Annotated in this window: 21 protein-coding genes; 12 read left to right on the top strand and 9 right to left on the bottom strand. The window is 72.9% G+C overall.

From position 1 onward, the window contains the following. Positions 1-4: 4 nt before the first annotated feature. From JIAGA_RS0106965 to JIAGA_RS0106980, 4 genes are all read left to right on the top strand, one after another. Complete coding sequence (locus tag JIAGA_RS0106965; protein ID WP_026875111.1) at positions 5-331, top strand: MGMT family protein; 327 nt, start codon at positions 5-7, stop codon at positions 329-331. A 200-nt stretch (positions 332-531) separates the two neighbouring features. Then, entirely contained in the window at positions 532-3,687 is a 3,156-nt protein-coding gene (locus JIAGA_RS28085) for an ATP-dependent helicase (protein ID WP_425402777.1), read from the top strand. Beyond that, a complete protein-coding gene (locus tag JIAGA_RS0106975) occupies positions 3,684-7,001 on the top strand; it encodes an ATP-dependent helicase (RefSeq protein ID WP_035813599.1) in 3,318 nt (1,105 codons plus the stop codon). The genes JIAGA_RS28085 and JIAGA_RS0106975 overlap by 4 nt, the downstream gene beginning before the upstream one ends. 296 nt (positions 7,002-7,297) lie before the next feature. Continuing rightward, the gene (locus tag JIAGA_RS0106980) at positions 7,298-8,227 is read left to right on the top strand and encodes an NUDIX hydrolase (RefSeq protein ID WP_026875113.1); all 930 of its coding nucleotides are present in this window, start codon (positions 7,298-7,300) and stop codon (positions 8,225-8,227) included. 123 nt (positions 8,228-8,350) lie between these two features. Here JIAGA_RS0106980 and JIAGA_RS0106985 read toward each other — a convergent pair whose 3' ends face one another. The 3 genes from JIAGA_RS0106985 to deoD are packed head-to-tail and all read right to left on the bottom strand — an operon-like array spanning position 8,351 to position 10,606. Beyond that, positions 8,351-8,872, bottom strand: coding sequence for a DUF222 domain-containing protein (locus JIAGA_RS0106985; RefSeq protein ID WP_026875114.1), 522 nt, complete (start codon positions 8,870-8,872; stop codon positions 8,351-8,353). A 52-nt stretch (positions 8,873-8,924) separates the two neighbouring features. Beyond that, entirely contained in the window at positions 8,925-9,905 is a 981-nt protein-coding gene (locus tag JIAGA_RS0106990) for an endonuclease/exonuclease/phosphatase family protein (protein WP_026875115.1), read from the bottom strand. Continuing rightward, the gene (deoD, locus tag JIAGA_RS0106995; protein ID WP_026875116.1) at positions 9,902-10,606 is read right to left on the bottom strand and encodes a purine-nucleoside phosphorylase; all 705 of its coding nucleotides are present in this window, start codon (positions 10,604-10,606) and stop codon (positions 9,902-9,904) included. The genes JIAGA_RS0106990 and deoD overlap by 4 nt, the downstream gene beginning before the upstream one ends. A gap of 35 nt (positions 10,607-10,641) precedes the next feature. Between deoD and nudC the strand changes: the two genes are divergently transcribed. Then, positions 10,642-11,535: an NAD(+) diphosphatase gene (gene nudC, locus JIAGA_RS28090; RefSeq protein ID WP_035812205.1), complete on the top strand. Its 894-nt coding sequence runs from the start codon at positions 10,642-10,644 to the stop codon at positions 11,533-11,535. An 18-nt stretch (positions 11,536-11,553) separates the two neighbouring features. Here the strand turns inward: nudC and JIAGA_RS0107005 are convergent, their stop codons facing one another. Next, positions 11,554-11,796: a mycoredoxin gene (locus JIAGA_RS0107005; protein ID WP_026875117.1), complete on the bottom strand. Its 243-nt coding sequence runs from the start codon at positions 11,794-11,796 to the stop codon at positions 11,554-11,556. Between the two features lie 177 nt (positions 11,797-11,973). Here JIAGA_RS0107005 and JIAGA_RS28095 point away from each other — a divergent pair, with 177 nt between their 5' ends. The 4 genes from JIAGA_RS28095 (at position 11,974) to JIAGA_RS34385 (ending at position 15,570) form a co-directional block, all read left to right on the top strand. Further along, a complete protein-coding gene (locus tag JIAGA_RS28095; protein ID WP_035812207.1) occupies positions 11,974-14,067 on the top strand; it encodes an ATP-dependent DNA helicase UvrD2 in 2,094 nt (697 codons plus the stop codon). Between the two features lie 449 nt (positions 14,068-14,516). After that, the gene (locus JIAGA_RS0107015) at positions 14,517-14,792 is read left to right on the top strand and encodes a WhiB family transcriptional regulator (protein ID WP_157553613.1); all 276 of its coding nucleotides are present in this window, start codon (positions 14,517-14,519) and stop codon (positions 14,790-14,792) included. Between the two features lie 106 nt (positions 14,793-14,898). Then, on the top strand, positions 14,899-15,183 hold the full coding sequence (locus tag JIAGA_RS28100; RefSeq protein ID WP_051425810.1) for a hypothetical protein: 285 nt from the start codon (positions 14,899-14,901) through the stop codon (positions 15,181-15,183). Between the two features lie 222 nt (positions 15,184-15,405). Continuing rightward, complete coding sequence (locus JIAGA_RS34385; protein WP_157552828.1) at positions 15,406-15,570, top strand: hypothetical protein; 165 nt, start codon at positions 15,406-15,408, stop codon at positions 15,568-15,570. Positions 15,571-16,106: 536 nt separating this feature from the next. Here JIAGA_RS34385 and JIAGA_RS0107030 read toward each other — a convergent pair. The 3 genes from JIAGA_RS0107030 to JIAGA_RS34920 form a co-directional block, all read right to left on the bottom strand. Then, the gene (locus JIAGA_RS0107030) at positions 16,107-17,417 is read right to left on the bottom strand and encodes an ABC1 kinase family protein (protein ID WP_026875119.1); all 1,311 of its coding nucleotides are present in this window, start codon (positions 17,415-17,417) and stop codon (positions 16,107-16,109) included. Further along, positions 17,414-18,478, bottom strand: coding sequence for a hypothetical protein (locus tag JIAGA_RS0107035; RefSeq protein ID WP_026875120.1), 1,065 nt, complete (start codon positions 18,476-18,478; stop codon positions 17,414-17,416). The genes JIAGA_RS0107030 and JIAGA_RS0107035 overlap by 4 nt, the downstream gene beginning before the upstream one ends. 90 nt (positions 18,479-18,568) lie before the next feature. After that, the gene (locus JIAGA_RS34920; protein ID WP_169738828.1) at positions 18,569-18,724 is read right to left on the bottom strand and encodes a DUF5679 domain-containing protein; all 156 of its coding nucleotides are present in this window, start codon (positions 18,722-18,724) and stop codon (positions 18,569-18,571) included. Between the two features lie 575 nt (positions 18,725-19,299). Here JIAGA_RS34920 and JIAGA_RS0107045 point away from each other — a divergent pair. Beyond that, a complete protein-coding gene (locus JIAGA_RS0107045) occupies positions 19,300-19,890 on the top strand; it encodes a M48 metallopeptidase family protein (RefSeq protein WP_211239548.1) in 591 nt (196 codons plus the stop codon). A 3-nt stretch (positions 19,891-19,893) separates the two neighbouring features. On the opposite strand, the gene JIAGA_RS28105 is transcribed toward JIAGA_RS0107045, so the two are convergent. Both JIAGA_RS28105 and JIAGA_RS28110 read right to left on the bottom strand, forming a co-directional pair. After that, positions 19,894-20,481, bottom strand: a complete 588-nt coding sequence (locus JIAGA_RS28105) for an NUDIX hydrolase (RefSeq protein ID WP_051426607.1) — start codon at positions 20,479-20,481, stop codon at positions 19,894-19,896. Between the two features lie 205 nt (positions 20,482-20,686). Beyond that, positions 20,687-22,102 carry a zinc-dependent metalloprotease gene (locus JIAGA_RS28110; protein WP_084469529.1) on the bottom strand — a complete coding sequence of 472 codons (1,416 nt, stop codon included), beginning with the start codon at positions 22,100-22,102 and terminating at the stop codon, positions 20,687-20,689. A 75-nt stretch (positions 22,103-22,177) separates the two neighbouring features. On the opposite strand from JIAGA_RS28110, the gene JIAGA_RS0107060 reads away from it, so the two are divergent. Together JIAGA_RS0107060 and JIAGA_RS0107065 are read left to right on the top strand one after the other, a co-directional pair. After that, entirely contained in the window at positions 22,178-23,281 is a 1,104-nt protein-coding gene (locus tag JIAGA_RS0107060; protein WP_211239549.1) for an NAD-dependent epimerase/dehydratase family protein, read from the top strand. A 5-nt stretch (positions 23,282-23,286) separates the two neighbouring features. After that, positions 23,287-23,709, top strand: coding sequence for a molybdenum cofactor biosynthesis protein MoaE (locus JIAGA_RS0107065; protein WP_026875123.1), 423 nt, complete (start codon positions 23,287-23,289; stop codon positions 23,707-23,709). Positions 23,710-23,770: the final 61 nt, after the last annotated feature.

Raw genomic sequence — 23,770 nt, forward strand, 5'->3', positions numbered from 1 at the left:
CCGGATGGACGACGAGTACACCGAAGCGGTGCTCAGCCTCGTCGAGCGGATCCCGTCGGGCCGGGCGATGTCGTACGGCGCGATCGCTGACGTGGTCGGCGAGGCCCTGGGCCGGGGCGGGCCGCGCCAGGTCGGCACGGTCATGTCCACCGTCGGCGGCACGGTGGCGTGGTGGCGCGTGGTGACGGCGGCCGGCCGGCCACCGCGCGGGCACGAGGTCCGGGCGCTACGCGAGTTCGCCGCCGAGGGCACCCCGCTGACCGCCGACGGCGCCCGTGTCGACCTGCGCCGAGCGGCCTGGCACCCGGGTTTCGACCGCCCGCCCCGTTGATCTTGGAGTAATCGCGGAATGGGGGGCGAATTGTCCGGTTGATTCCGCGATTACTCCAAGATCAACCCGGGGGCAGGAGGCGGGGCGGTGCGGGACCGCGACCCTGTCGGTGGAGCGTGGTGGGATGGGACCCGTCGCCCAGTACGTCGTCGTCCGAAGGGAGCAGCACACCGGTGAGGCGCCCCGTCGATCGCTCAGCCGTGCGGCTGGTCCACACTGCTCGGCCCGCGTCCCAGCCGGTCCGTCTCGACGACTCGCAGCGGCGCGCGGTCGAGCACCGCGGTGGTCCGCTGCTGGTGCTGGCCGGCCCGGGTACCGGCAAGACGACCACTCTGGTCGAGGCGGTGGCGCACCGCATCGAGCACGACGGCCTCGACCCGCAGCAGGTGCTGGTCCTGACGTTCAGCCGGCGGGCCGCGGCCGAGCTGCGCGAACGCATCGCCCGGCGGCTGGGCCGCACCATCCGCGAGCCGCTGGCGCGCACCTTCCACTCCTATGCGTTCGGGCTGCTGCGACGGGAAGCGGTCGAGCGCGGCGAGCCGACACCGCGCCTGCTGGGCGGGGCCGAGCAGGACGTCCTCATCCGTGAACTGCTGCGCGGCGACGTCGAGGAGCTCGGCGCCGGCTACTGGCCCGACCGGCTCCGTCCGGCGCTGCTGACGCGGGGCTTCGCGGCGGAGCTACGCGACTTCCTGATGCGGGCGGTCGAGCGCGGCATCGGCGTCGACGACCTCGCCGCCCTGGGCCGCGCTCACGGCCGCGACGACTGGACGGCCGCCGCGCGGTTCTTCCAGCAGTACGGCGGTGTCACCGCGTTCCGCGATCCGCCCACGTACGACCAAGCCGAGCTGGTCCGGGCCGCCGCCGGGCTGCTGCGCGACGAACCGGCGCTCCTGGCCCGCGAACGGCAGGCCCGGGCGTTCGTCGTCGTCGACGAGTACCAGGACTCCGATCCGGCGCAGGAGGAGCTGTTGCGGCTGCTGTCCGGCGGCGGCCGCGAGCTGCTCGTCGTCGGCGACCCCGACCAGTCCATCTACGGGTTCCGGGGCGCGGAGCCCGAGGGCATCCGGCGCTTCACCGACCGCTTCCTCACCGCGGACGGCTCGCCGGGGACGGTGCTGGCGCTGACGGTGTCCAGGCGTTCCGGGCCGGGGCTGCTCACCGCGTCGCGGCGGGTGGCAGTTCGGTTGGGCGGTCCGCGGGCGCACCGCGACCTGCGCTCGGCCGCACCGGGCGCCGAGCCGGAGGCCGGTGACGCCCGCGCCGACCGGGCGACGGTGCATCTGCTGCCCAGCGCCAGCCAGGAGGCAGCGTTCATCGCCGGCCGGCTGCGCGCGGCGCACCTGCTCGACGACGTGCCGTGGGAGTCCATGGCAGTGTTGGTGCGCGGCGCCGGCGCCATCCCGGTGCTGCGCCGCGCCCTGGCCGGTGCGGGGGTGCCGGTCAGTGTCCGGCTCGACGACGTGCCGCTGGTCGACCAACCACCGGTCCGAGCGCTGCTGACGGTGCTCGAGCTGGCCACCGGCCTGCGCGAGCTCGACGTCGAGACAGCTCTCGAGCTCGTCACCGGTCCGCTCGGCGGGGCCGACGCGCTGGCCGTCCGGCGGCTGCGGCAGGAGCTGCGCGCACACGAGCTCACCTCCGGCGGCGGAAGGGCCTCTGGCGAGTTGCTGGTCGAGGCCATCACGGACCCGTCCGTGCTGGAGTTCCTCGACGACCGCGCGGTCGAGCCGGCGGCCCGGGTGTCCGGTCTCATCGCGGCCGCGCGCACCGCCGCCGAGGCCGAGGACGCCACCGCCGAGAACGTCCTGTGGGCGGTGTGGAGCCGGTCCGGGCTGGAGACGCGCTGGTCGCGGGCGGCGCTGAGCGGCGGACGGTCCGCTCCGGCCGCCGATGCCGACCTCGACGCCGTCGTCGCCCTGTTCGACGCCGTCGCCCGCTACGTCGACCGGATGCCCGGCGCCCGCCCGGAAGGGTTCGTCGAGCACCTGCGCGACCAGCAGCTCCCAGCCGACACCTACCGGCCCACGACGTCCGCGTCGGCCACCGTCAGCATCCTCACCGCGCACGCCTCCAAGGGCTTGGAGTGGGACGTCGTCGCCGTCGCCGGAGTGCAGGAGGGTGTCTGGCCAGACCTGCGCGAACGGGGCAGCCTGCTGGGCACCGAGTCGCTGGTCGACGTCGTCGCCCAGCGCGACGGCTCCGCCATCACCCGGGCCAGTGCCCGGCTCGCCGAGGAGCGGCGGCTGTTCTACGTGGCGGTCACCCGCGCGCGGACACGCCTCTACATCACGGCCGTCTCCGACGAGGAGTCCCAGCCGTCCCGCTTTCTCGACGACGTCGACCCGCTCCCGGCCGGTGCCGAACCCGAGCGCGAGGTGCAGCGTCCCGGCCGCGGGCTCAACCTCCCCGCCGTCGTCGCCGAGCTGCGTGGCGTCGTCTGCGACCCCACCCAGCCCGAACAGCGCCGCCGTGGCGCCGCACACCAGCTGGCCCGGCTGGCCGCGGCCGGGGTGCCACAAGCCGGCCCGGACGACTGGTACGGCATGCGCGAGCTGTCCGTGCCCGAACCGCTGGGGCAGCCGGACCAGCCGGTGCGGGTCTCCCCGTCGAAGGTCGAGGAGTTCAACCGCTGTGAGCTGCGCTGGCTGCTCAAGGCCTGCGGTGCCACCGACTCCGACCTGCGTCGCGCCGGCGTCGGTTCGCTGGTGCACGACCTGGCCGAGCGGGCCGCCACCGAGGGGTGGTCCGACGACAAACTGCTCACCGAGCTGGACAACTCCTGGCCATCCATCGACGCCGGCGAGGGCTGGGTGGCCGCACGCGAGTACACCCGGGTCCGTGACATGGTGCAGCGGCTGGGGCGCTGGCTGCGGGCCAACCCGCGCACCCTGGTCGGCGCCGAGCTCGGCTTCGACGTGCGCATCGGGTCCGCCCGGTTGGTCGGGCGGGTCGACCGGCTCGACGCCGACACCGACGGCCGGCTCGTCGTCGTCGACTACAAGACCGGCGTCAGCGCGCCCAGCACTGCCGAGGTTGCCGAGCACGCCCAGCTGGCCACCTACCAGCTCGCGGTCGAACACGGCGCCTTCGACGACACCACCGGCGGCGAGCGGCGCAGCGGGGGAGCCGGCCTGGTCCAGCTCGGCAAGCCGTCCCGGGGCGAGGCCCGCGAGCAGGTGCAGCCACCGCTCGGCGAGGCCGAGCAGCCGGGCTGGGCGCACGACATGCTCGAACGCACCGCCGAGGGCATGCGGCAGCCGACGTTCCGGGCCGAGAAGGGCGGCTGGTGTGGCTTCTGCCCGGCCCGGCCGTCCTGCCCGGTGTGGCCCGAGGGCGAGCAGGTGGTCCCATGAATTCCCCGGTCGTCACGCCGCAGGAGCTGGCCCGGCGGCTCGGTCAGCCGGATCCGACCCCGGAGCAGGCCGCAGCCATCGCCGCCCCGCTGGAGCCGGGCGTCGTGGTCGCCGGGGCAGGTTCCGGCAAGACCGAGACGATGGCCTCCCGGGTGCTGTGGCTGGTGGCGGCCGGGCTGGTGCGTCCGGAGCAGGTGCTCGGCCTCACGTTCACCCGCAAGGCCGCCCGCGAACTGGCCGCGCGCATCCGGCGGCGGTTGTCGCAGCTGGCCGCGCGGGGTCTGGTCGCCGCCGACGTCCTCGACGGCGAACCGACGGTGCTCACCTACGACGCGTACGCCGGGCGCATCGTCGCCGAGCACGCGTTGCGGTTGGGCCGCGAACCCGGCGCCCGGCTCATCACCGAGGCCGTGGCCTGGCAGTACGCCCAGCGGGTGGTGTCGTCGTACGACGGCGACATGGAGGCCGTCGGGTACGCGCCGTCCACCGTCGTGCAGAAGGTGCTGGACCTGCACGGCGAGTTGGCCGGCCACCTCGTGACCCCGGAGCGGGTGCGCGAGTTCACCGCCGGCCTGCGCGCCCGGGTCGAGTCGTTGCCGAAGGCCAAGGCGCAGCGCACCAAGGACCACATGTACGCCGACGTCGCGAAGGGCCTGGCGGTCCAGGACGCCCGGGTGGCGCTGCTGCCCGTCGTCGAGGAGTTCCGGGCCCGCAAACGCGACGACGAAGTCCTCGACTTCGCCGACCAGGCCGAGCTGGCCGCCACCCTCGCCGCAGGTTTCCCGGAAGTCGGCGAGGCCGAACGGGCGAGCTACCGGGTGGTGCTGCTCGACGAGTACCAGGACACCAGCCACGCCCAGCTGGTGCTGCTGCGCTCGCTGTTCGGCGGTGGGCATCCGGTGACGGCGGTCGGCGACCCGTGTCAGTCCATCTACGGCTGGCGGGGCGCGAGCGCCGGCACGCTGACGTCGTTCCGCCGCGAGTTCCGGCCCGGGGGCGACGACGCCGCGCCGGCCCGGCTCGACTCGCTCACCACCAGTTTCCGCAACGGTGCCGAGGTCCTCCAGGTGGCGAACCGGCTGTCGCAGCCCCTGCGCGCCGAAGGTCTCGACGTCCCGGAGCTCACCGCCTTCCCGGGGCTGCCGCCCAGCACCGTCGTCGCGTCGCTGCACCTGACCGCCGACGACGAAGCCGCCGACGTCGCCCGCCGGGCGCGCGCCTTCTGGGATGCCTCCGGCGAGGGCCGGACGGTCGCCGTGCTGGTCCGCACCCGCAGCCAGATCCCGCGCCTGGAGGCGGCGCTGCGTGCGGTGGACCTCCCGGTCGAGGTTGTCGGCGTCGGCGGGCTGCTCGCCACGGCCGAGGTCGGTGACGTCGTCGCCACGCTGCGGGTGGTCAACGATCCCTCTCGCGGCGACGCGCTGATGCGCCTGCTGACCGGATCTCGGTGGCGCATCGGGCCGCGAGACCTCGACGCACTGGCGCGGTGGGCCCGTCGGCTCGGGCGACCGGGGGATCAACCGCCAGGCGGGGGCTCGGCAGGTGTCCCGGACCGGAGAGCGCCGCAGAGCGCCGGCCCGGACGGTGCTGCGGGCGCGAGTGGCGCGGGCGCGAGTGGCGCCGGCCCGGCCGGCCCGGACCTCGTCGTCCTGGACGAGGTCGACGAACTGAGCATCGTCGACGCGCTCGACGCGCTCCCGCAGGGCGGCGACTGGTTCTCCCCGGAGGGCGACCGCCGGTTGCGGGCGCTGTCCGCGGAGTTGCGGGAGCTGCGCACGCGGACCGGTCAGGCACTGACCGAGCTGGTCCACGACGTACAGCGCACTCTCGGGCTCGACGTCGAACTGGCCGCCCGGCGCGGCCCGGGCGGACGGGCCAACCTCGAGCGCTTTCTCGACGTCGCCGCGGAGTTCGAGGCCAACGGGCAGTCGCACGGCTTGTCGGGCTTCCTGGCGTACCTGGACGCCGCCGAGACCGCCGAACGCGGTCTGGCCCCGGGTGAGGTCGAGGTGTCCGGCGACCGCGTCCAGGTGCTGACGGTGCACGGCGCCAAGGGCTTGGAGTGGGACGCGGTGTTCGTGACGGGCCTGGTCGACAAGGTCTTCCCGTCCGGTGGTGAGCGGCAGCGGGCGTGGCTGGGGGACCCCGGCGAGTTGCCGTACGCGCTGCGCGGCGATGCCGGCGCGCTGCCGCCGCTCGATCTGGACGGGGCCGCGGACCAGGTGGGTGCCCGCGATGCCGTCGACCGCTTCTACGGGGACGCGGCGGCGGCCGCCCGGCTCGAGGAACGCCGGCTGGCCTATGTCGCGGTCACCCGGGCCCGCTCGCTGCTCGTGTGCAGCGGCTACCGCTGGGACGACGCCACCCGGCCGCGGGAACTCTCGCCGTTCCTGCACGAGATCCGCGCCGCCTGCGAGGCCGGCGCGGGAGAGGTCGGCGTGTGGGTCGATGCTCCGGACGATGACGACGTCAACCCGCTCACGCAGGACGTGCCGGAACTGCGCTGGCCCTTCGATCCGCTCGGCGAACGCCGCACCCTGCTGGAGGCCGGCGCCGCGTTGGTCCGTGAGGCACAGGCTGCCGTCGACGGCGTGCTGTTCGACCCCGAGGAGCCGGTCACCGAGTGGGACGCCGAGATCGACCGGCTGCTCGCCGAGCGCGAGCGGTACGGCTCGTACCGGCCGGTGGAGGTGCCGCTTCCCGCGCATCTGTCGGTGTCGCAGCTGGTGGCGCTGCGTGAGAACCCGGACGAGCTGGCGCGGTCGCTGCGCAGGCCGGTGCCGCGGGCGCCCGCTCCGCTGGCTCGCCGGGGCACTCTGTTCCACACGTGGCTGGAGTCGCGATGGGGGGCGCCCCGGCTGGTGGACGTCGACGAGCTGCCCGGCTCCGCCGACGACGGCGGGGCGCCGGACCGTGAGCTGGCGGCGCTGCAGGAGGCGTTCCTCGCGTCCGACTGGGCCGCTCGCACACCGGTCGAGGTGGAGGCGCCGTTCGAGCTGCTCGTGGCGGGGGTCCTGCTGCGCGGCCGGGTTGATGCGGTGTTCACCACGGACGGCGGCGGCATCGAGGTCGTGGACTGGAAGACCGGCCGGCCGGCGGTCGGGGAGGCCGACGCCGCGGCGCGGACCGTGCAGCTCGCCGCATACCGGCTGGCGTTCGCGCGCCTGTACGACCTGCCGTTGGAGCGGGTCGGTGCGGCGTTCCACCACGTGCGCGACAACCTCACCGTGCGGCCCGCGGACCTCCTCGACGAGGCCGATCTGCACAACGTCATCTCCGCGTTGCCGGCCTCGACCGACTCTCCCCGGAAATGATCACGTCCACCATGGGTCTTCCCGCTCTACCAGGCAGGGGCATGATCATCAACGGTTGGCGGCGTGATAACGCACCTAGCGGTCGATGATCATGGCGGGACACGTCTGTGGGTGGAGCGGGAGAGCGCTCATGAGGAGGGCCGCTGGAGGCTGGCCGCGATCGCTCGGGGCAGGGTAGTTGACGGAGGTGCGAATAGTACCTGGTCGATGACGGTTTGGCAGTGAAAATGACTCGTTGTCTCGGTCCCGGAGATGCCACTTGATCGTTGTGGCGCAGCGCGGGACACTCCTGTCTCGTGACCCCCGCGCTCCAGCCCCTACGCCGCATCGCCGCGTATGCCGTCTGCCTGGACCAGGCAGGGCGTGTGCTGCTCATCCGCGAGTCGATGCGATCCGGCACCCCGGGCGTGTGGACGCTGCCGGGCGGCAGTGTCCTGCACGGTGAGCACCCGCGGGACGCCGTGGTGCGCGAGGCGGCCGCCGAGTCCGGCCTCCTGCTCCGGGCCGTCGCGCCCATCGACGTCGTGGCGGACACGCGGGCCCGGCCGCACCGCCAGATCACCCTGCACACCGATCGCATCCTGTTCGAGGCCGAGGTCATCAGCGGCGAGCCGGAGCCGTTGTCGCCAATGGTCGACGAGGTCGGCTGGGTGAGCCTCGAGGAGGCCGCCACGCTGCAGTTGCGGCCGTTCGCGTCGCAGGTGCTCAAGCTGCCGTTGTCCACGGTGGACCTGCCGCCGGAGGAGATGCCGGAGCTGCCGGGTTTCCACATCCAGCAAGCGCCCGACGGCCGGCACACCGTGCAGCGCTTCGCCGCCTATGGGCTGGTACGTGACCCGCGCGGCCGGATCCTGCTGACCCAGGTGGCCGCCGGCTACCCGGACGCCGGGTGCTGGCATCTGCCCGGCGGCGGCACGGACTTCGGCGAGCAGCCGGCCCAGGCACTGCTGCGTGAGCTGCACGAGGAGACCGGCCAGTTGGGCCGGGTGCGGCGGCTGCTGGGCGTGGCCAGCCACCGTGAGCCGGAGCAGGTGGGCCCGGAGGGCTTCGCCATCGACTGGCACGGCGTACGGCCCTACTACGAGGTGGTGGTGGACGAGCCGGCCGAGGTGAGACTGGCCGACGTGGGCGGCTCGACGGTGGGGTCGCGGTGGTTCGACCCCGCGGACGTGCGCACGTTGCCGCTGACGGCGGTGACCAGCGAGGCGCTGCGCGCGATCGCGTGACGGGTGCCGTCGTGGGGCGGGCTCGGCGACCTGTAGCCGTGCTCGGCGCCGCATCGGGGCCCGGCGCGGCGGTTCCGGCCCGCAGAGACCGGCCCCGGACCGAGGCCATCGTCGCGACCTCCGCTACGACGAGGCGCAGTGGCCCTGGCCGCAGGACATGGCGTCGTGCAGCCAGGTCCGCAGCTGGGCCTCGGTGAGCTCCGGCGCCCGGGCCAGCGCCACTGCCTCGACCGTGGCGCGGGTGGACGGCGCGAGCCGGCGGGTGTGGGTGGCGATGATGCGAGCCTTCTCGGCCGTGATGCGCCCTTCGTCGAGCGCGGTCACCGTGGCCGGCAGGCTTTGCACCAGTTCGACGGCGAGGCCGACCAGCTCTTCCGCCTCGTCCGTCTCGAGTGACAGGGCCGCGGCGACGGTGGCGGCCGTGGCCGGACCACCGGGTGGATCGGCCCGGCGGGCCAGCTCGGCGACGACCCGGGCGCGCAGGGCGTCGAGGTGGGCCACCTGCCGCTGCGCCGCCCGGACCGCGTCGACGAGTTCGCGCCGGGGTAGCGCGCCCAGGTCGAGGGTCTCGATGACGGCGTTGAGGACCGTGCCGGGCGGTAGCGCGCGCCAGGCCGCACCGGGTTGATCTGCGGGGGCGATCATGCCGGCGAGGCTATCGCACACCTGTTCGAACCGCCAGCGGTGATCTCACTCTTCAAGAAGCTCTGCGGAGAACGGCCACGACCGGCCGGTGATCGCTGCCGCCGACGGGGTCGAGCACCGAGAACCCCGTCACGTCCCAGGTGCGCCCGTCGGCGAGCACGTGGTCGATGGGCGCCCCCGCCCAGGCCGGCCAGCCGGCCGGCCAGGTTCCGACGGAGCCGGCGCCGCGCTGCGTGGCCGCGTCGACGCACGGCCCCAGGGACCGCAGGACCGGGTGGTCGAGTGTCGCGTTGAAGTCCCCGGCGGCGATGGCCCCGTCCAGGTCCCGGCACCGGCGCACTGCCTCGGAGGTGTCCGCGCGCCAGGCGTCCATGGTCTGGCGCGTCGGCGGGTACGCATGGACGGCGGTGATCGGCGGTGCCCCGGGCGTCGGCGAGCGGACCGTGAACGTGCCGAGCCCGCTGCCGGGGTCCGGTTGCGGTGTCCCGTACTGGCCGACGGAGCCCGCAACAAGCAGCCCGGTGGCGGAGGTGACGCCGGCGTCGACCTGGTGGTGGAACACCTGGAAGCCCCCGCCGGCCAGTGCCGCCACCTTGTGCGTCGTCGCCTGTGAGGTCTCGGTCAGCACCACGATGTCCGCGCCGGTGGACGTCACCAGGGCCGCGAGGTCGGCGGCCGCGACACCGTCGTGCAGGGTGTTGAAAGCCAGCACCCGCATGCCGCCACCCGTCTCTTCGGCGTCCGGCCCGCCCAGGCCGCGCCACAGGACCACGCCGGCCGAGAACGCCGTCGCCAGCCCCGCCACGACGGCGACGGTGACGACGTACGGCCGGGCCCGCGCGACGACGACGGCCGCCACCACCAGCACGAGCAGCAGCGCTCCGCCGACGGCGACGCCCAACCCGCGCATCGCCACCACCTGGGCAGGGCCGAAGCGACCGGCCAGGCCGAGCGCCTGCGGCCACACCACGACCACTGCGACCAGCGCTGAAAGCAGCGCGGTCAGCGTCAGCCACGCCGGGCGGCGGCTCACGCCGTGACGGCGTCCAGGGCCAGCTCCACCATGTCGGCGAAGGTGCGCTCCCGCTCGTCCGCGGACGTCTCCTCGCCGGTGACCAGGTTGTCGCTGACCGTGCATACGGCGACGGCGCGGGCGTCGAACTTCGCGGCCAGCGTGTAGAGCGCCGCTGCCTCCATCTCGACGGCCAGCACGCCGTACTCCGTCAGGCGGTCCCGCAGCTCGGGACGGGCGTGGTAGAAGGAATCGGTGCTGAACAGCTGCCCGACGTGGTAGCGGGCGCCGGCCGCCTCGGCCCGCTCCACGTACGCGCGCACCAGCGAGAAGTCGGCCGTCGGGGCGTAGTGGAAGCCCTCGAACCGCAGCGCGTTCATGGACGAGTCGGTCGCCGCGGAGATTCCGACGACGAGGTCGCGGATGGCCACCCGGTCGAGCAGCCCGCCGCACGAGCCCACCCGCACGAGCGTGCGGGCGCCGTACTCGGCAAGCAGCTCGTGGACGTAGATGGACATCGACGGTTGGCCCATCCCGGTGCCCTGGACCGACACCCGCTGGCCCTTGTACGTCCCGGTGAAGCCCAGCATGTTGCGGACCTTGCTGTAGCAGGTGACGTCGTCGAGGTAGGTGGTCGCGATCCACTCGGCGCGGAGTGGGTCGCCCGGCAACAGGACGGTCTCGGCGATCTCGCCCTGAGCGGCAGAAATGTGGGTGCTCACGAGGGGCAACGGTATCCGGCGTAGGGTCGTGGGTCGTGCACGAGGCCTACGTGTTGCCCGGACCGCTCGCCCTCGCCCGATCGACCGTCGACCGCGCCGCCGACCGGCGTACCGACCCCGCATGGGTCGCAGCGGCATGGGCCGACCCCGCGTCGCGGGTGCTGCAGGTGGGGGACGGGGCGGTCGCCGTCGACGGTGCCGGCCTGCGGTTCGTGTCGCCGGCCGATGCCCCCGACGGTGAGCGGTTCCTCCTCGGTGTCGAGGACGGCGTCACCTACTTCGCCGTGCACGTCGAGCGGAAACCCGACGACGGCGCCACGCTGCGGGAGGTGGGCACGGTTCTCGGCGACCGCGACGCCGGCCTGGCGGTGCACGCCATCGCGCTGGCGAACTGGCACGCCACCCACCGGCACTGCCCGCGCTGCGGTGCGCCGACCGACCCCGACGCCGGCGGCCATGTGCGGGTCTGCCGGGCCGACGGCTCGCAGCACTTCCCACGCACCGACCCCGCGGTGATCGTCCTCGTGGTCGACGACGCGGAGCGGTGCCTGCTGGGCCGGTCGCCGGCCTGGCCGGGCCGGCGCTTCTCGACCCTGGCCGGATTCGTCGAGCCGGGGGAGACGCCTGAGCACGCCGTCGTCCGGGAGCTGTACGAGGAGGTCGGGGTGCGGGTGACGTCGTGCCGGTACGCCGGCGCGCAACCCTGGCCGTTCCCGTCCAGCCTGATGCTGGGGTACTACGGCACGGCCGACGGCGAGGAGCCCACCCCGGACGGCGACGAGATCGTCGAAGCGCGCTGGTTCAGCCGGGACGAGCTGGCGCGAGCGACAAGTGCCGGCGAGGTCATCCCACCCAGCGGCGTGTCGATCGCCCGCCGACTGGTCGAGGGATGGTTCGGTGGCCCGTTGCCGGTGGCCGGCCGCGAGTGACCGTGGCTGATCGAGGCGTCAGGCGGCGGCCAGCTTGGCCTTCACTTCGGCCGGGCTGGGGTTCGTGAGGGAGCTGCCGTCGGCGAACACCAGCGTGGGCACGACGGCGTTGCCGCCGTTGAGGCTCATGACGAGGTCGGCCGAGGCCGGGTCGGCTTCGATGTCGACCACGTCGAACGTGATGCCCTCGCGGTTCAGGGCGCTCTTGAGCCGATGGCAGTAGCCGCACCAGGCAGTGCTGTACATGGTGAACCCCGACATCGACTCTCCTGATCCTCGGTTCGCGTTCATGTCATCCGGTACAACCCGGACGGCGGGCCACGTCTTCCCCATGATCATCAGGACTTGACCCGGCCATCACCGGGTCAACCCTTGATGATCATGGGGGCGAGGGCGGCGCGCTGGCATCCTGTCGGTGCCGGCTGCGAGGATGGTCCGATGCGCGCACCCGACGTCCTCGCCGGTCTCGACCCAGAGCAGCGAGCGGTCGCCACCGCGCTGAGCGGCCCGGTCTGCGTCATCGCCGGTGCGGGCACCGGGAAGACCCGCGCCATCACACACCGCATCGCGCACGGCGTGCTGACCGGCGCGTTCGATCCTCGCCGCACGCTCGCCGTCACGTTCACCACCCGTGCCGCGGGTGAGATGCGCGGCCGGCTGCGCACGCTCGGCGTGGACGGCGTCCAGGCGCGCACGTTCCATTCCGCGGCGCTGCGGCAGGCACGGTACTTCTGGCCGCAGATCACCGGCGCCGAGCTGCCCGAGATCTCCCAGAGCAAGCTGCCGCTGGTGGGCTCCGCCGCGGCGCGTTGCCGGGTGCCCACCGACCGGACCATCCTGCGCGACCTCGCGTCCGAGATCGAGTGGGCCAAGGTGAGCAACGTCAGGGCCGAGTCGTACATCGAGGCCGCCCGGGTGGCGCACCGCGAGGTCGGCGGTATCGACCCCGAGAACGTCGCCAAGGTCTACGCCGCGTACGAGGACCTCAAGACCGACCGCAACGTCCTCGACATGGAAGACATCCTGCTCGCGGCGGTCGGGCTGCTCGCCGGGCAGCCGGGGGTGGCCGAGGCCATCCGGGCGCAGTACCACCATTTCGTCGTCGACGAGTACCAGGACGTCTCGCCGGTCCAGCAGCGGCTGCTGGAGCTGTGGCTCGGCGACCGTGACGACGTGTGCGTCGTCGGCGACCCGGCGCAGACCATCTACTCCTTCGCCGGCGCCCAGCCCGACTACCTCGTCGACTTCCCGAAACGGCACACCGACGCCACGGTCGTGCGGCTGTTCCGCGACTACCGTTCCACGCCCCAGGTCGTCGACGTCGCCAACGCGGTTCTGCGCGGCGGCAGCACCGCGCGTGCCGGCGTCGTCCTCGAGGCACAGCGCCCGCCCGGCCCCAAGCCGTCGTACGTCGAGCACGCCGACGAGCTCGCCGAGGCGGCCTGGGTGGCCGACCAGATCGCGAAGCTGGTCGCCAACGGCACCCAGCAACGCGAGATCGCGGTGCTGTTCCGGGTGAACGCCCAGTCCGAGGCGTACGAACAGGCGCTCGCCGACGCCGGCATCGCCTACGTCGTGCGAGGCGCCGAACGGTTCTTCGACCGGCCCGAGGTCCGCCAGGCGGCCATGCTGTTGCGTGCGGCCGCCCGGTCGGCCGACAGCGCGCCGGACGCACCGGATGCCGCGGCGGCGACGGCGGCCGTGCTCAGTTCGGCGGGCTGGTCGCACTCGCCACCGGCCGGCGGCGGCGCGGTCCGGGAGCGCTGGGAGTCGCTGGCTGCCGTCGTCTCGCTCGCCGGCGACGTGGTGGCCGGCCGGCCCGATGCCACGCTTGCCGACGTCGTCACCGAGCTCGAGGCCCGGGCGACCGCGCAGCATGCCCCCGTCGCCGACGGCGTCACGCTCGCGTCGCTGCACTCGGCGAAGGGTCTGGAGTGGGACGCGGTGTTCGTCGTCGGCTGCCACGAAGGCACCTTGCCGCTCAGCTACGCCGAGACCCCCGCGCAGATCGAGGAGGAACGCCGGCTGCTCTACGTCGGCGTCACCCGGGCTCGTGAGCACCTGTCCATCTCGTGGTCGCTGGCGCGGCAGCCGGGAGGCCGTGGCAACCGCCGGCCGAGCCGGTTTCTGGACGGGGTCCGTCCAGGCGGCATGGCTCGCGCCGACCGCCGCGGCGAGCGCGGCGCCCAGGCCGGTGGACGGGGCCGGCGCACGAGCGCACCAGCTCGGTGCCGGGTGTGCGGCGCGACCCTGGTCGAGGCGGTCGACCGGAAGCTCGGCCGGTGCGGAAGCTGCCCGTCGTCCATGGACGAGGCGCTGTTCGAGCGGTTGCGCACCTGGCGGTTGGAGCGGGCGCAGGAGCAGAAGGTCCCTGCGTATGTCGTGTTCACCGATGCCACGCTGACCGCCATCGCCGAAGCGCGGCCCGGGGACACCACCGCACTGGCCGCCATCCCCGGCGTCGGCAGCACCAAGCTCGAACGCTACGGTGAGGACGTGCTCGATCTGTGTCGCGATGTTGAGGGTGAATGACCTAAAAAATAGGTTGCCCCTTACATTGAGGCAGGTTTACGATGACCGAGCACCAGGCAACGCCTTGTGCCCACGAGCCGGATGGCCCGGCCCGGGATTGACACCGGAAGGAGGGACGCACTGATGAAGAACACAACTCTCAACCCGTCCATGTGCGGCGTCGGCTACGCGTCCGCGCGCTCCTTCCGTGATGTCTCCGTCACCGCTGGGGTGCGCCGTGTCGCGCCCGTCGTTGCTCCGACGACGGGTGAAGTGCGTCCGCAGGCAGTCGATGCCCAGCAGGCTCACTTCGTCGATGGGGTCAAGCGCGGCGTGCGTGTCCGCTCCTGGAGTCCACCGGTCTAGTCATCACCACGACCGGCGCCTTCCAGGCCGCGGACCCCCACACCCGGGATCCGCGGCCTTTTTGTTTGCCCGAAACGAGACCAGGAAGGGAGGTGACCGATCTCATGATGCTGACCAGCGTTCTCGACCAGCTCGACACCGCCGAGGAGTCCATCCCCTGTCGGAAGGACCCGGAGCTGTGGTTCGCCGAATCGCCGGCTGACGTCGAACATGCCAAGGAGCTCTGCCGCGAGTGCCCGGTGCGGGCTCAGTGCCTGGCCGGCGCCATGGACCGTGGTGAGCCCTGGGGGGTGTGGGGCGGAGAGCTGTTCGTGTCCGGCACCGTCGTGGCGCGCAAGCGTCCCCGCGGCCGGCCCCGCAAGTCCGAACTGGTGGCCTGACCGCACGACCTGCAGCAGCACGAATGGCGAGACACACCGCCCGAACAGCACGGCGCAAGACGAACGGCGCGAGCCGAGGACCGATGACCCCGATGGACGGACCGAGATGACGACCACCGATGCGATCACCAACGAAGTGACCACTGCCGCCGCGACGGCGGACCTGTCCCGAACGACTTACGCACCAGACTTCAGGAGCATTCAGATGCATCTCATGAACGAAGCCCTCGCGCGTGCGCACTGTACCGAGCAGCTCGAGCAGGCCATGCGCGAGCAACGAGTACGACGCATCATGGCGGTGCGCCGGATGGACCGGCGAGCCGCTCGCGCCGCTCAGCGAGCGCGCCGACTGGCGTCGGCCGCCGTCGTGCTGCGCACCCGCGCGTACTGATCGAGCCGGTGATGTCGGGCCTCCCGCGAGGTCGCCGTGATCACCCGCACGACACGTCCGGCGACCCCGCGCCGCCCGGTGTCGACCTCCTGGCCCACGGGCCCGGGGCGACACGGGGACGGCGCGGGGTCGTCTTCACGACGGAGCCGTCGAACGGGCGTAGCGTGGAATCTGAGCAGGCGGCGGGAACGCCGACCACGCGACGACGGGGGGTGAGGGCACGTGACCGAGACGGTGACGTGCGCGCATTGCGGGCTGGTGGCCGACGAGCCACCGGTGACCTGGTCCAGCAGCATCGAACGCGGTGTCCTGGTGTACTACTGCGACACCTGCTCGCGCGACAACCTGCGCGCGATCGAAGCGAGGCTGGACCCGGCCTGGTGGTGACCCCGCACCGGGCACCACGCTCCGCTCCGGAAATGATCACGTTGTCCATGGGTGTTCCCCCGTCACCAGGAATGCTTGCCTGGTGACGCGAACACATCCCTGGTGATGCCGGGCTGTCAGCCGGACGGGGACGATCAGGTGACTTATCGCGCCGGATCATCGTGTCGAGGTCGCCTGATCGTTTCGTGTCCACATGCTGGAGGCGATCAGATGCACGCTCCGCGGCGACCCCGCGTGCTGTCGTCACCTGATCGTCGCCGCAGGCCCGATCAGGTGACACATCGACGATCAGGTGGACACCCAGGCGGCACTCCCGCCACCCGGCGGCGCACGCCGCGAGGCTCCGGGACCATACCGTGTCGCTGCGTGGTGCCGGGTCGTGGGCGACGCCGCCGCGCCGGACACGCTCATCCGAACCGCCAGTCGCCATCGCCGGGCGGCGCCCATGTCTTCGCCCGCGGTGGCGGCTGACGTCCGCGTCCAGCCCGCCGATCGCGTGACTGGTGGAGCGGGAGAACGCCTGGGGTGGCCGTCGGTCAATCGGCGAAGCCGGGCAGCCAGCGCTCCAGCTCGGCCCGGAACGGCGCCTCGCAGTCCAGCTGGGACAGCACCCCGATGCCGCCGATCCACACCCGGTGGATCAGCAGGTACGACGGCGGCAGGTTCAGCTTGAGCCCGATGGAGTACCCGGGCCGGCGGGGGTCGTTGATACGGGCGAACTGCTCACGCATCCACGGCCGGCTGAAATGGAACGTGTCGGTGGTGGCCGGCTCCAGGAACGGCGCCAGGTAGTCGTAGAGCGCGTCGGCCTCGATGTCGATGTGCGGCTTGATGAAGCCTTCGTCGCGCAGCCCGTCCAGCATCTCGTCGGCGGCACCGTCGAGAGCGCGCCGCATCAGTTGGCCGACTGACGGCGGCAGCCCTTCCGGCAACCGGGCCACCGCGCCGTAGTCGAGGACCCCGAGCCGGCCGTCGGGAGTGATGCGGTAGTTGCCCGGGTGCGGGTCGGCATGAAGGAGCCCGGCCCGCGCCGGGCCGGAGAAGAGGAACCGAACGTACAGCAGCCCGGCGTGGTCGCGTTCCTCCTGGGTGCCGTCGGCGATGATCTGCGACAGCGGCCGACCGTCGAGCCATTCCGAGATCAGCACGTGTTCGGTGCCCTCGATGAGCTGGGGCACCGCGAACTCCGGGTCGTCGGCGTAGGCCAGCGCGAACCCGTCCTGTGCGTCGGCCTCCATGCGGTAGTCGAGCTCCTCGACCATGCGGTCGTGCAGCTCCTCCACCAGGGCCTTCGCATCCATCCCCGGTACCAGCGCGCCGATCGAGCGGCCCAGCCGGGCGACCTGGCGTAGGTCGGACCGCAGCGCGTCGCCCGCGCCTGGGTACTGGATCTTGACCGCGACCTCACGGCCGTCGTGCCACACCGCCTTGTGCACCTGGCCGATCGACGCGGCCGCGGCCGGGGCGTCGTCGAAGGAACGGAACTGCTCGCGCCAGTCGGCGCCGAGATCGGCGGCGAGCACCCCGTGCACGGTGGCCGCTTTCATCGGCGGCGCGGCTTCCTGCAGTTTCGTGAGGGTGGCCCGGAATGGCGCCGCCAGTTCCTCGGGGATGCCCGCCTCGATGACCGAAAGCGTCTGCCCGAACTTCATGGCGCCGCCCTTGAGCTCGCCGAGCACGCGGAAGATGTGCTCGGCGGTGCGCTGCTGCACGTCGGCCGTCACGTCCTGCGCGGACGTGCCGCTCAGCCGCCGGCCCAGGCCCATGGTGGCGCGGCCCGCCAGCCCGATGGGCAGGGTGGCGAGCTTGAAGGCCCGGTTGACCGAGTTGCGAGGCGGATCGCTCACAGTACCCATTGTGCAACCCCGGCGGCCGCATCGCCCCACCCGCACCCGCAACTGGGGTGCCGGGCCCAGCTCCGCCGTCGTGGCAACCCGGACGGCAGGCTCATCTCGATGGTGCCGTCGACGGCGGACGCGGCGAAACCGTCGAGGTGTGCCAGCACCTGTGTGGCCGCGAGGCCGGCGACCGCGGCAGCCAGCGCGGTGTCGCAGGCTGGACGCGACGGAGGCCGGCGCATCGCCTGGTCGAGCAGCAGGGGCCAGTGCGGGTCGCGGTCGGTGCGATGCAGATCGTGACAGCGCAGGCACGACGACCGGCCCGGGATCACGAGCGGACCGATCACACCGGTCAGCTCCATGACCTGGACCATCAGGTGTGGAACGCCGAGCCGGAGCAGGCCGGCGGCGTCGTCGCGGCCGGTGCCTTCGGTGGGTGCGAGCACGGCGAACCGCGGGCCGGCACCGTCGTCGTCAGTGCTGTGGCCTGCAGGCGGGGCTGCGGTGATGTCGTCGGCCAGCAGTCGGCCGGCGGCCCGCTGGCGCGGCAGACCGACGTCGGCAACCCCGTAGCCGCCGGGTGTGACGTCGGCGGAGCGCACCACGCCCGGGTCGGCGACCACCACGTCGCCGACCCCGGCCGCCGCCAGCAGCCGGGCGACCTGGATGCCCACGCGACCGGCGCCATGGACGTCGACCCGCTGCCGGGCGCGGGCGTCGAGCACGGCCGTACCGCCGTCGGCATCGTGCTGCTGCAGACCGGCGCTCGAGCGGTCCGGGGCGCGACGGTCGTCGCCGGGGCTGCCGGTGAGATGGTCGGCGTCGACGGCGGCTCCGGCGGAGAACAGCACCTCGACCAGCCGATCGACGCTGGCGGGAGCGGCACCGACTTCGGTGCCGAGCTGGTGCAGCGCGGCCAGGTCGAGCGCACCGGTCATACCGCGCAGGACGGCGCGCTCGGGCTCGCGGAGGCCACCCAGCACCACCGCCAGCCCGGGCGTGACGCCCACCTGCAGGGTGGACTCGTCACGCCAGGTGTGGCTCAACGCGGGATGCAGCAGGGGACGCACCCCGGCATCCTGCCTCGATTCGCGCCGCGGTGCGTTCGGCTGTCCACAGGCGGGGCGCAGGCCGTCCGGACCGCGCCCCGCGTGGTCGCGTCAGGCCTTGCCGAGGATGCGGTTGAGGTTGGTCGAACAGACCGGGCAGGTGGCTTTCGCCATCCGGGTGCCCTTGTCGTTGACGACGACGTCGCCGGTGGCCTCGCGCTTCTCCTTGCACTTCACGCAGTAGAACTCGCCGGTGTAGGTGTCCATCGGGTTGATCTCCTTCCCCCGTACTGATCGGTAGCGAGTCAGGGTACGGGACGGCGCGGCATTCTGGACCGACCTCGCGGAACTCCGCCCGTGCTGGATGCGCGCGCGGCGGGGCCCCAGTTCCGCTGACGTGGCGTGCGTCTTCCCCGTAGGCACGCCGGCGTCATCGTTTTCCGAGACCCCGCCGGACGTTCAGGCGGTCCGAGCGATGTGTGGTGTGCAGGGATCCGAACCGCCGGACATGTCACTGAACCTACGGCGATCGGGCGGTGACGGCAACGAGAACGCGCAGAGACTGTCCCAAGCCTGTGGATAAGTCTGTGGACGACCTGTGCAGTAGTCCGGCACAGCTTGTGGACCGCCGGTGCGCAGGCTGTTGACGACCCGCGCCGGATCAGAGATGCACCTCCTTGACCTGCGGTGACGTCGTCCACCGGGTGTGCACGAAGAAAAGTCGCAGACACGCCGAGGTCAGCCCCGGCCGAGCCGGACATTCACGCCTGAGGTCGGCATTCGCGACCAGTTATCCACATTGCTTCCACGTGGTTGACGGGGTTGGGAGCTACGGTTCATGCATGGAGGCATCTGACGTCGAGATTCGGCGTTCGCTGCGGCGTCGCCGCACGGTGACGGCGTTCCGCGAGAACGGCCGCGTCGTCGTGTGTCTGCCATCTCGGCTCAGCAAGGCCGAGGAACGTCGCTGGGTTCAGGTCATGCTCGACCGGCTGGCAGCGCAGGAACGCCGCCGCCGGCCCAGCGACGACGAGCTCCTCAGCCGGGCACGGGAGCTGTCCCGCCGCTACCTGGACGGTCGCGCCACGCCATCCAGTGTCCGGTGGAGTTCGGCGCAGCGGGCGCGCTGGGGGTCCTGTACACCCAGCGACGGCTCCATCCGGCTGTCCGACCGGCTACGCGGCCTGCCGACCTGGGTCACCGACTACGTGCTCGTTCACGAGCTGGCGCATCTGCTGGTCAGCGACCACGGCCCGGCCTTCTGGGACCTCGTGGGGCGGTACCCGCGCACCGAGCGGGCGCGCGGCTTCCTCGACGGGTACAGCCACGCCGCCGGTCGGCCCAGCGACTCAGACGGCGACACCGACGACGAATCCGACGTCGATTCCGTCGCGGACGACCTCGTCACCGGCGAAACCGGCGCGGCCGACTGACATTCACAGAGCCGCCCGGGCGGCCGCGATCAGCTCCACCACGCCGTCGCCCAGGGGAGACGGCAGGTCGTCGTAGCCGAACCAACCGAGGTCGTGCGATTCCTCGCTGAGCGCCGGCACGGCGTCCGCCTCGGCCAGCGCCACGAACTGCACGTCGAGGTGGTCCTCCACCACGCCCGGCCGGCACGGCGCGGGATGCCGGTCCAGCTTGATCGGTTGACCCGCGGCGCCCAGCCTCAGCCCGTCGATGCCGCTCTCTTCGGTCGCCTCGCGCAGCGCGGTGCCGGCCAGTGATCCGTCGCCGGGCTCGCAATGCCCACCGGCCTGCAGCCACAACCCGGCCTTGGCGTGCAGCAGCAACAGCACCCGCGCCCGCTCCGGGTCGACGATCAGCGCACTGCCGGTGAGATGCGCCGGCACACACGTGCGCCACACCGCGTCGGGGGAAGCTGCGAGGACGTCGAGATACTGCTGCCGCAGCCGTTCCTGGGGCGGCGACGGCGGCGTCCAGGACGAGAGGGTCGCGACGGCGGCGGCGTGCTCGCCCGCGACGGAACTGGGCGCGCCCGACGGCCGGGACGGGGCCGTCACCAGGCGTTCTCCCGCCTCACCGGTCACGCGATCGTCGGGCCGGGCAAGCCCCGACCACGGCGACCGTCACCTGCATCCCGCACCGGCGCAGGGAGGAGGCCTCCGGCCTGCGTCCCAGCACCGGTCTCGCCCGTCCCTCCGGGGCATACATTCCTGGTGGAGCGGGAGTACCCATGCCGAACGTGATCATTTGGAGATCGGCGGATCACGACGGGCTGCCGCCCTGCTCGTCCTCGGGCGGGGCGGGGGTGTCGTCGAGGCCGGACATGTCGAGCTCGTCGCGGCTGAGGAACGCCTTCGGGTCGGCGATGTCGTCGGCGCTCGGAATGAGGTCGGGATGCGCCCAGACGGCGTCGCGGCCGTCGCCGCCGCGGGCCTCGCGCACCGCGGCCCAGAACGCCGATGCCTCGCGCAGCCGGCGTGGCCGCAGCTGGAGCCCGACCAGGGTGGCGAACGTCTGCTCGGCCGGGCCGCCGGTGGCGCGGCGACGGCGGACCGTCTCGCGCAGCGCGCCCGCGGACGGCAACCGGTCGGCGGTGGCCTGTGTGACGACGTCGTCGACCCACCCCTCGACCAGCGCCAACGCGAGCTCGAGCCGGTCGAGCGCGGCCTGTTGCTGCGGTGTGGTGGGCAGGTCGAACAGGCCGCCCTCCAGCGCCTCCTGCAGGGCTTCGGGGCGTTCCGGGTCGATCTCGCGCATCTTCGACTCGATGGCGCTGGTGTCGACGCTGACGTGCCGGGCGTACTCCTCGACCAGCGAGACGATGTGCGAGCGCAGCCACGGCGCGTGCCCGTAGAGGCGGACGTAGGCGGCCTCGCGCAGCGCCAGGTACAGGGTGACGTCGCGGGCGTCGACGCCCAGACCCTCACCGAAGGCGCGGACGTTGGCCGGCAGCAGGGCCGGGTGGCCGGCTGCCAGGGGGACGCCGATGTCAGCCGAGCCGCAGACCTCGCCGGCGAGCTTGCCGATGCTCTGACCCACCTGGGCGCCCCACATGGACACGCCCACCTGCTGCAGCATGCCGACGAGTGGGCCCGCGGCCTGCGCCATCTCCGGCGGCAGCGAGGAGCTCATGGCCTCCGACACGCGGCCGGCCAGCGGCTCGACCAGGTCACGCCAGGCTTCCTGGGTGCCCTCGACCCACTCCGCACGGCTCCAGGTGCGAGGGGATCCGCCGGTGGACGGGAACGTGGTGGCGGAGTCGAGCCAGGTGTCGGCCAGCCGGAAGGCTTCGTCGACCTCGCGCCGGTCGGTGCCGCTGACGGAGCGGTCGCCGGCGGCGGCGACGACCTCACGCGCGGCCTGGCCGGCGAGGTCCCAGTTCACCGGCCCGCCGGACCACGAGAACATGCGGCCGAGCTGCTGGAAGAGCGCGCCGAGGTCGGGGCCGCCCGGGCCGCCGGCGCCGGGCGCACCTGCGCCGAACATGCCGAACAGCCCGCTCAACGGGTCGTTGGGGTTGCCGCCACCCGGAACGCCCGGCCCGGGCCCTCCGGCCCCGGAGCCCCCGGCCCCGGAGCCCCCGGCCCCAGAGCCCCCGGCGTCACGCTTGTCGGGCCGGTTCTGGTCGGGCTCTTCGGGGTCGTCGGAAGAACGGAAACCGAACGGGACATCACTCATGGCAGCGCCTCAGGCAGGATGGAAGCGTTCGCGGAGCGCCTCATGCGTTCCACGGTAGTCGTAGAAAGGGTAGTCGTGGGCAGACAGTCGCGGCGGGTTCGCGCTGGGCGCAACGGCGACGGCCTGGTGGTCGCCGTCACGGGCGCGTCGTCCGGCGTGGGCCGATCGCTGGCGTCGCGGCTGGTCGCCAGCGAGGACGTCGCCGAGGTCATCGGGCTCGACGACGTGCGCGGCGATGTCGACGGGGTCACCTGGCGCGTGATCGACCTCACCGACCCGGCCATCGTGACGCGGCTGGCGGGCGTCGACGCCGTGGTGCACACGGCCGTCGACATCGGCATCACCGACGATCCGGCGGTTCGCTCGCACCGCAACGTCCGTGGCGCGCAGACGGTGCTGACGGCGTCCGCGGCGGCGGGGGTGCGACACGTCGTGGTCGTCACCAGCGCGATGGTCTACGGCGCCGAGCCGGACAATCCGGTGCCGCTGGACGAGGACGCGCCCCTGCGGGCCGAGCCGGACGGCTCGGTCATCAGCGACCTGCTCGAGATCGAGGACCTGTGCGCCCGGGCGCCGCGCTCGCACCCGGGTACGGCGGTGACGGTGGCGCGGCCGGCCGCCGTGGTCGGCCCGGGCGTCGACACCGTCCTCACGCGGCACTTCGAGGCGCCCCGGCTGCTGGTGGTGCGCGGCAGCGATCCGGCCTGGCAGTTCTGCCACGTCGACGACCTCGCTTCCGCGCTGGAGTTCGTCGTGCTGCACGGCCTCGCGGGCCCGGTCACGGTCGCCAGCGAAGGTCATCTGGATCAGCAGCGCGTCGAGGATCTGACCGGGCGCAGCCGCATCGAGCTGCCGGCGTCCTTCGCGTTCGGCACGGCGCAGCGGTTGCACCGGCTGGGCGTCACACCGGCGCCGGCCAGTGAGTTGCACTTCGTGACCCGGCCGTGGGTGGTCTCCGTCGAGCGGCTGCGTGCTGCCGGCTGGCGGCCCGAGTACGACAACGCCGACGCCCTGCGTGCCCTGATGGACGAGGTCAGCGGCCGGCACGCGCTGGCGTCGCGGCGCATCGGAAAGCGCGAGACGGCGACGGCGGCCACCATCGGGGCGGCAGGTGCCACCGTCGCCATCCTGGGTACCGCCGTGGTGGTGCGCAAGGCGCGGCGCAGGAAGCGGGGGTAGAGGCGATGCAGATCATCCGACTGCTGGACGTGCGGGACGAGCCGCTGTCCGTCGACGAGGTCATGACGGCGGTGTCCGACCGCGGTGCCGGCGGTACCTGCGTGTTCGTCGGCACCGTCCGCGAGGAGGACGGCGGGCGCGGCGTCACCAGCCTCGACTACGAGGCGCACCCGACGGTCACCGACACGCTACGGGCGGTCGCGGAGAAGGTGACCGCCGACGTGCCGGTGCGGGCGCTGGCGGCGACGCACCGGGTGGGGCACCTCGAGATCGGCGACATCGCCGTCGTGGTCGCCGTGGCCGCGGCTCACCGCCAGGAGGCCTTCGAGGCGTGCCGGCGGCTCATCGACGACCTCAAGCGCGAAGTCCCGATCTGGAAGCACCAGCGTTTCGACGACGGCGGCGAGGAGTGGGTCGGCGCTCCGTGATGCCCTGGCCCGCCGCGTACGCTTACGATGACCCGATCCGTTCACCGTGAGGACCGCCGAC

This window comes from Jiangella gansuensis DSM 44835, from assembly GCF_000515395.1.
Lineage (GTDB): Bacteria > Actinomycetota > Actinomycetes > Jiangellales > Jiangellaceae > Jiangella > Jiangella gansuensis.

Coding starts and splice junctions, on each gene's coding strand:
- JIAGA_RS0106965 (WP_026875111.1), top strand. CDS start 5: ATGGACGACGAGTACACCGAAGCGGTGCTCAGCCTCGTCGAGCGGATC.
- JIAGA_RS0106975 (WP_035813599.1), top strand. CDS start 3,684: ATGAATTCCCCGGTCGTCACGCCGCAGGAGCTGGCCCGGCGGCTCGGT.
- JIAGA_RS0106985 (WP_026875114.1), bottom strand. CDS start 8,872: ATGATCGCCCCCGCAGATCAACCCGGTGCGGCCTGGCGCGCGCTACCG.
- JIAGA_RS0107005 (WP_026875117.1), bottom strand. CDS start 11,796: ATGTCGGGGTTCACCATGTACAGCACTGCCTGGTGCGGCTACTGCCAT.
- JIAGA_RS28095 (WP_035812207.1), top strand. CDS start 11,974: ATGCGCGCACCCGACGTCCTCGCCGGTCTCGACCCAGAGCAGCGAGCG.
- JIAGA_RS0107015 (WP_157553613.1), top strand. CDS start 14,517: ATGATGCTGACCAGCGTTCTCGACCAGCTCGACACCGCCGAGGAGTCC.
- JIAGA_RS28100 (WP_051425810.1), top strand. CDS start 14,899: ATGACGACCACCGATGCGATCACCAACGAAGTGACCACTGCCGCCGCG.
- JIAGA_RS34920 (WP_169738828.1), bottom strand. CDS start 18,724: ATGGACACCTACACCGGCGAGTTCTACTGCGTGAAGTGCAAGGAGAAG.
- JIAGA_RS0107045 (WP_211239548.1), top strand. CDS start 19,300: ATGGAGGCATCTGACGTCGAGATTCGGCGTTCGCTGCGGCGTCGCCGC.
- JIAGA_RS28110 (WP_084469529.1), bottom strand. CDS start 22,102: ATGAGTGATGTCCCGTTCGGTTTCCGTTCTTCCGACGACCCCGAAGAG.
- JIAGA_RS0107065 (WP_026875123.1), top strand. CDS start 23,287: ATGCAGATCATCCGACTGCTGGACGTGCGGGACGAGCCGCTGTCCGTC.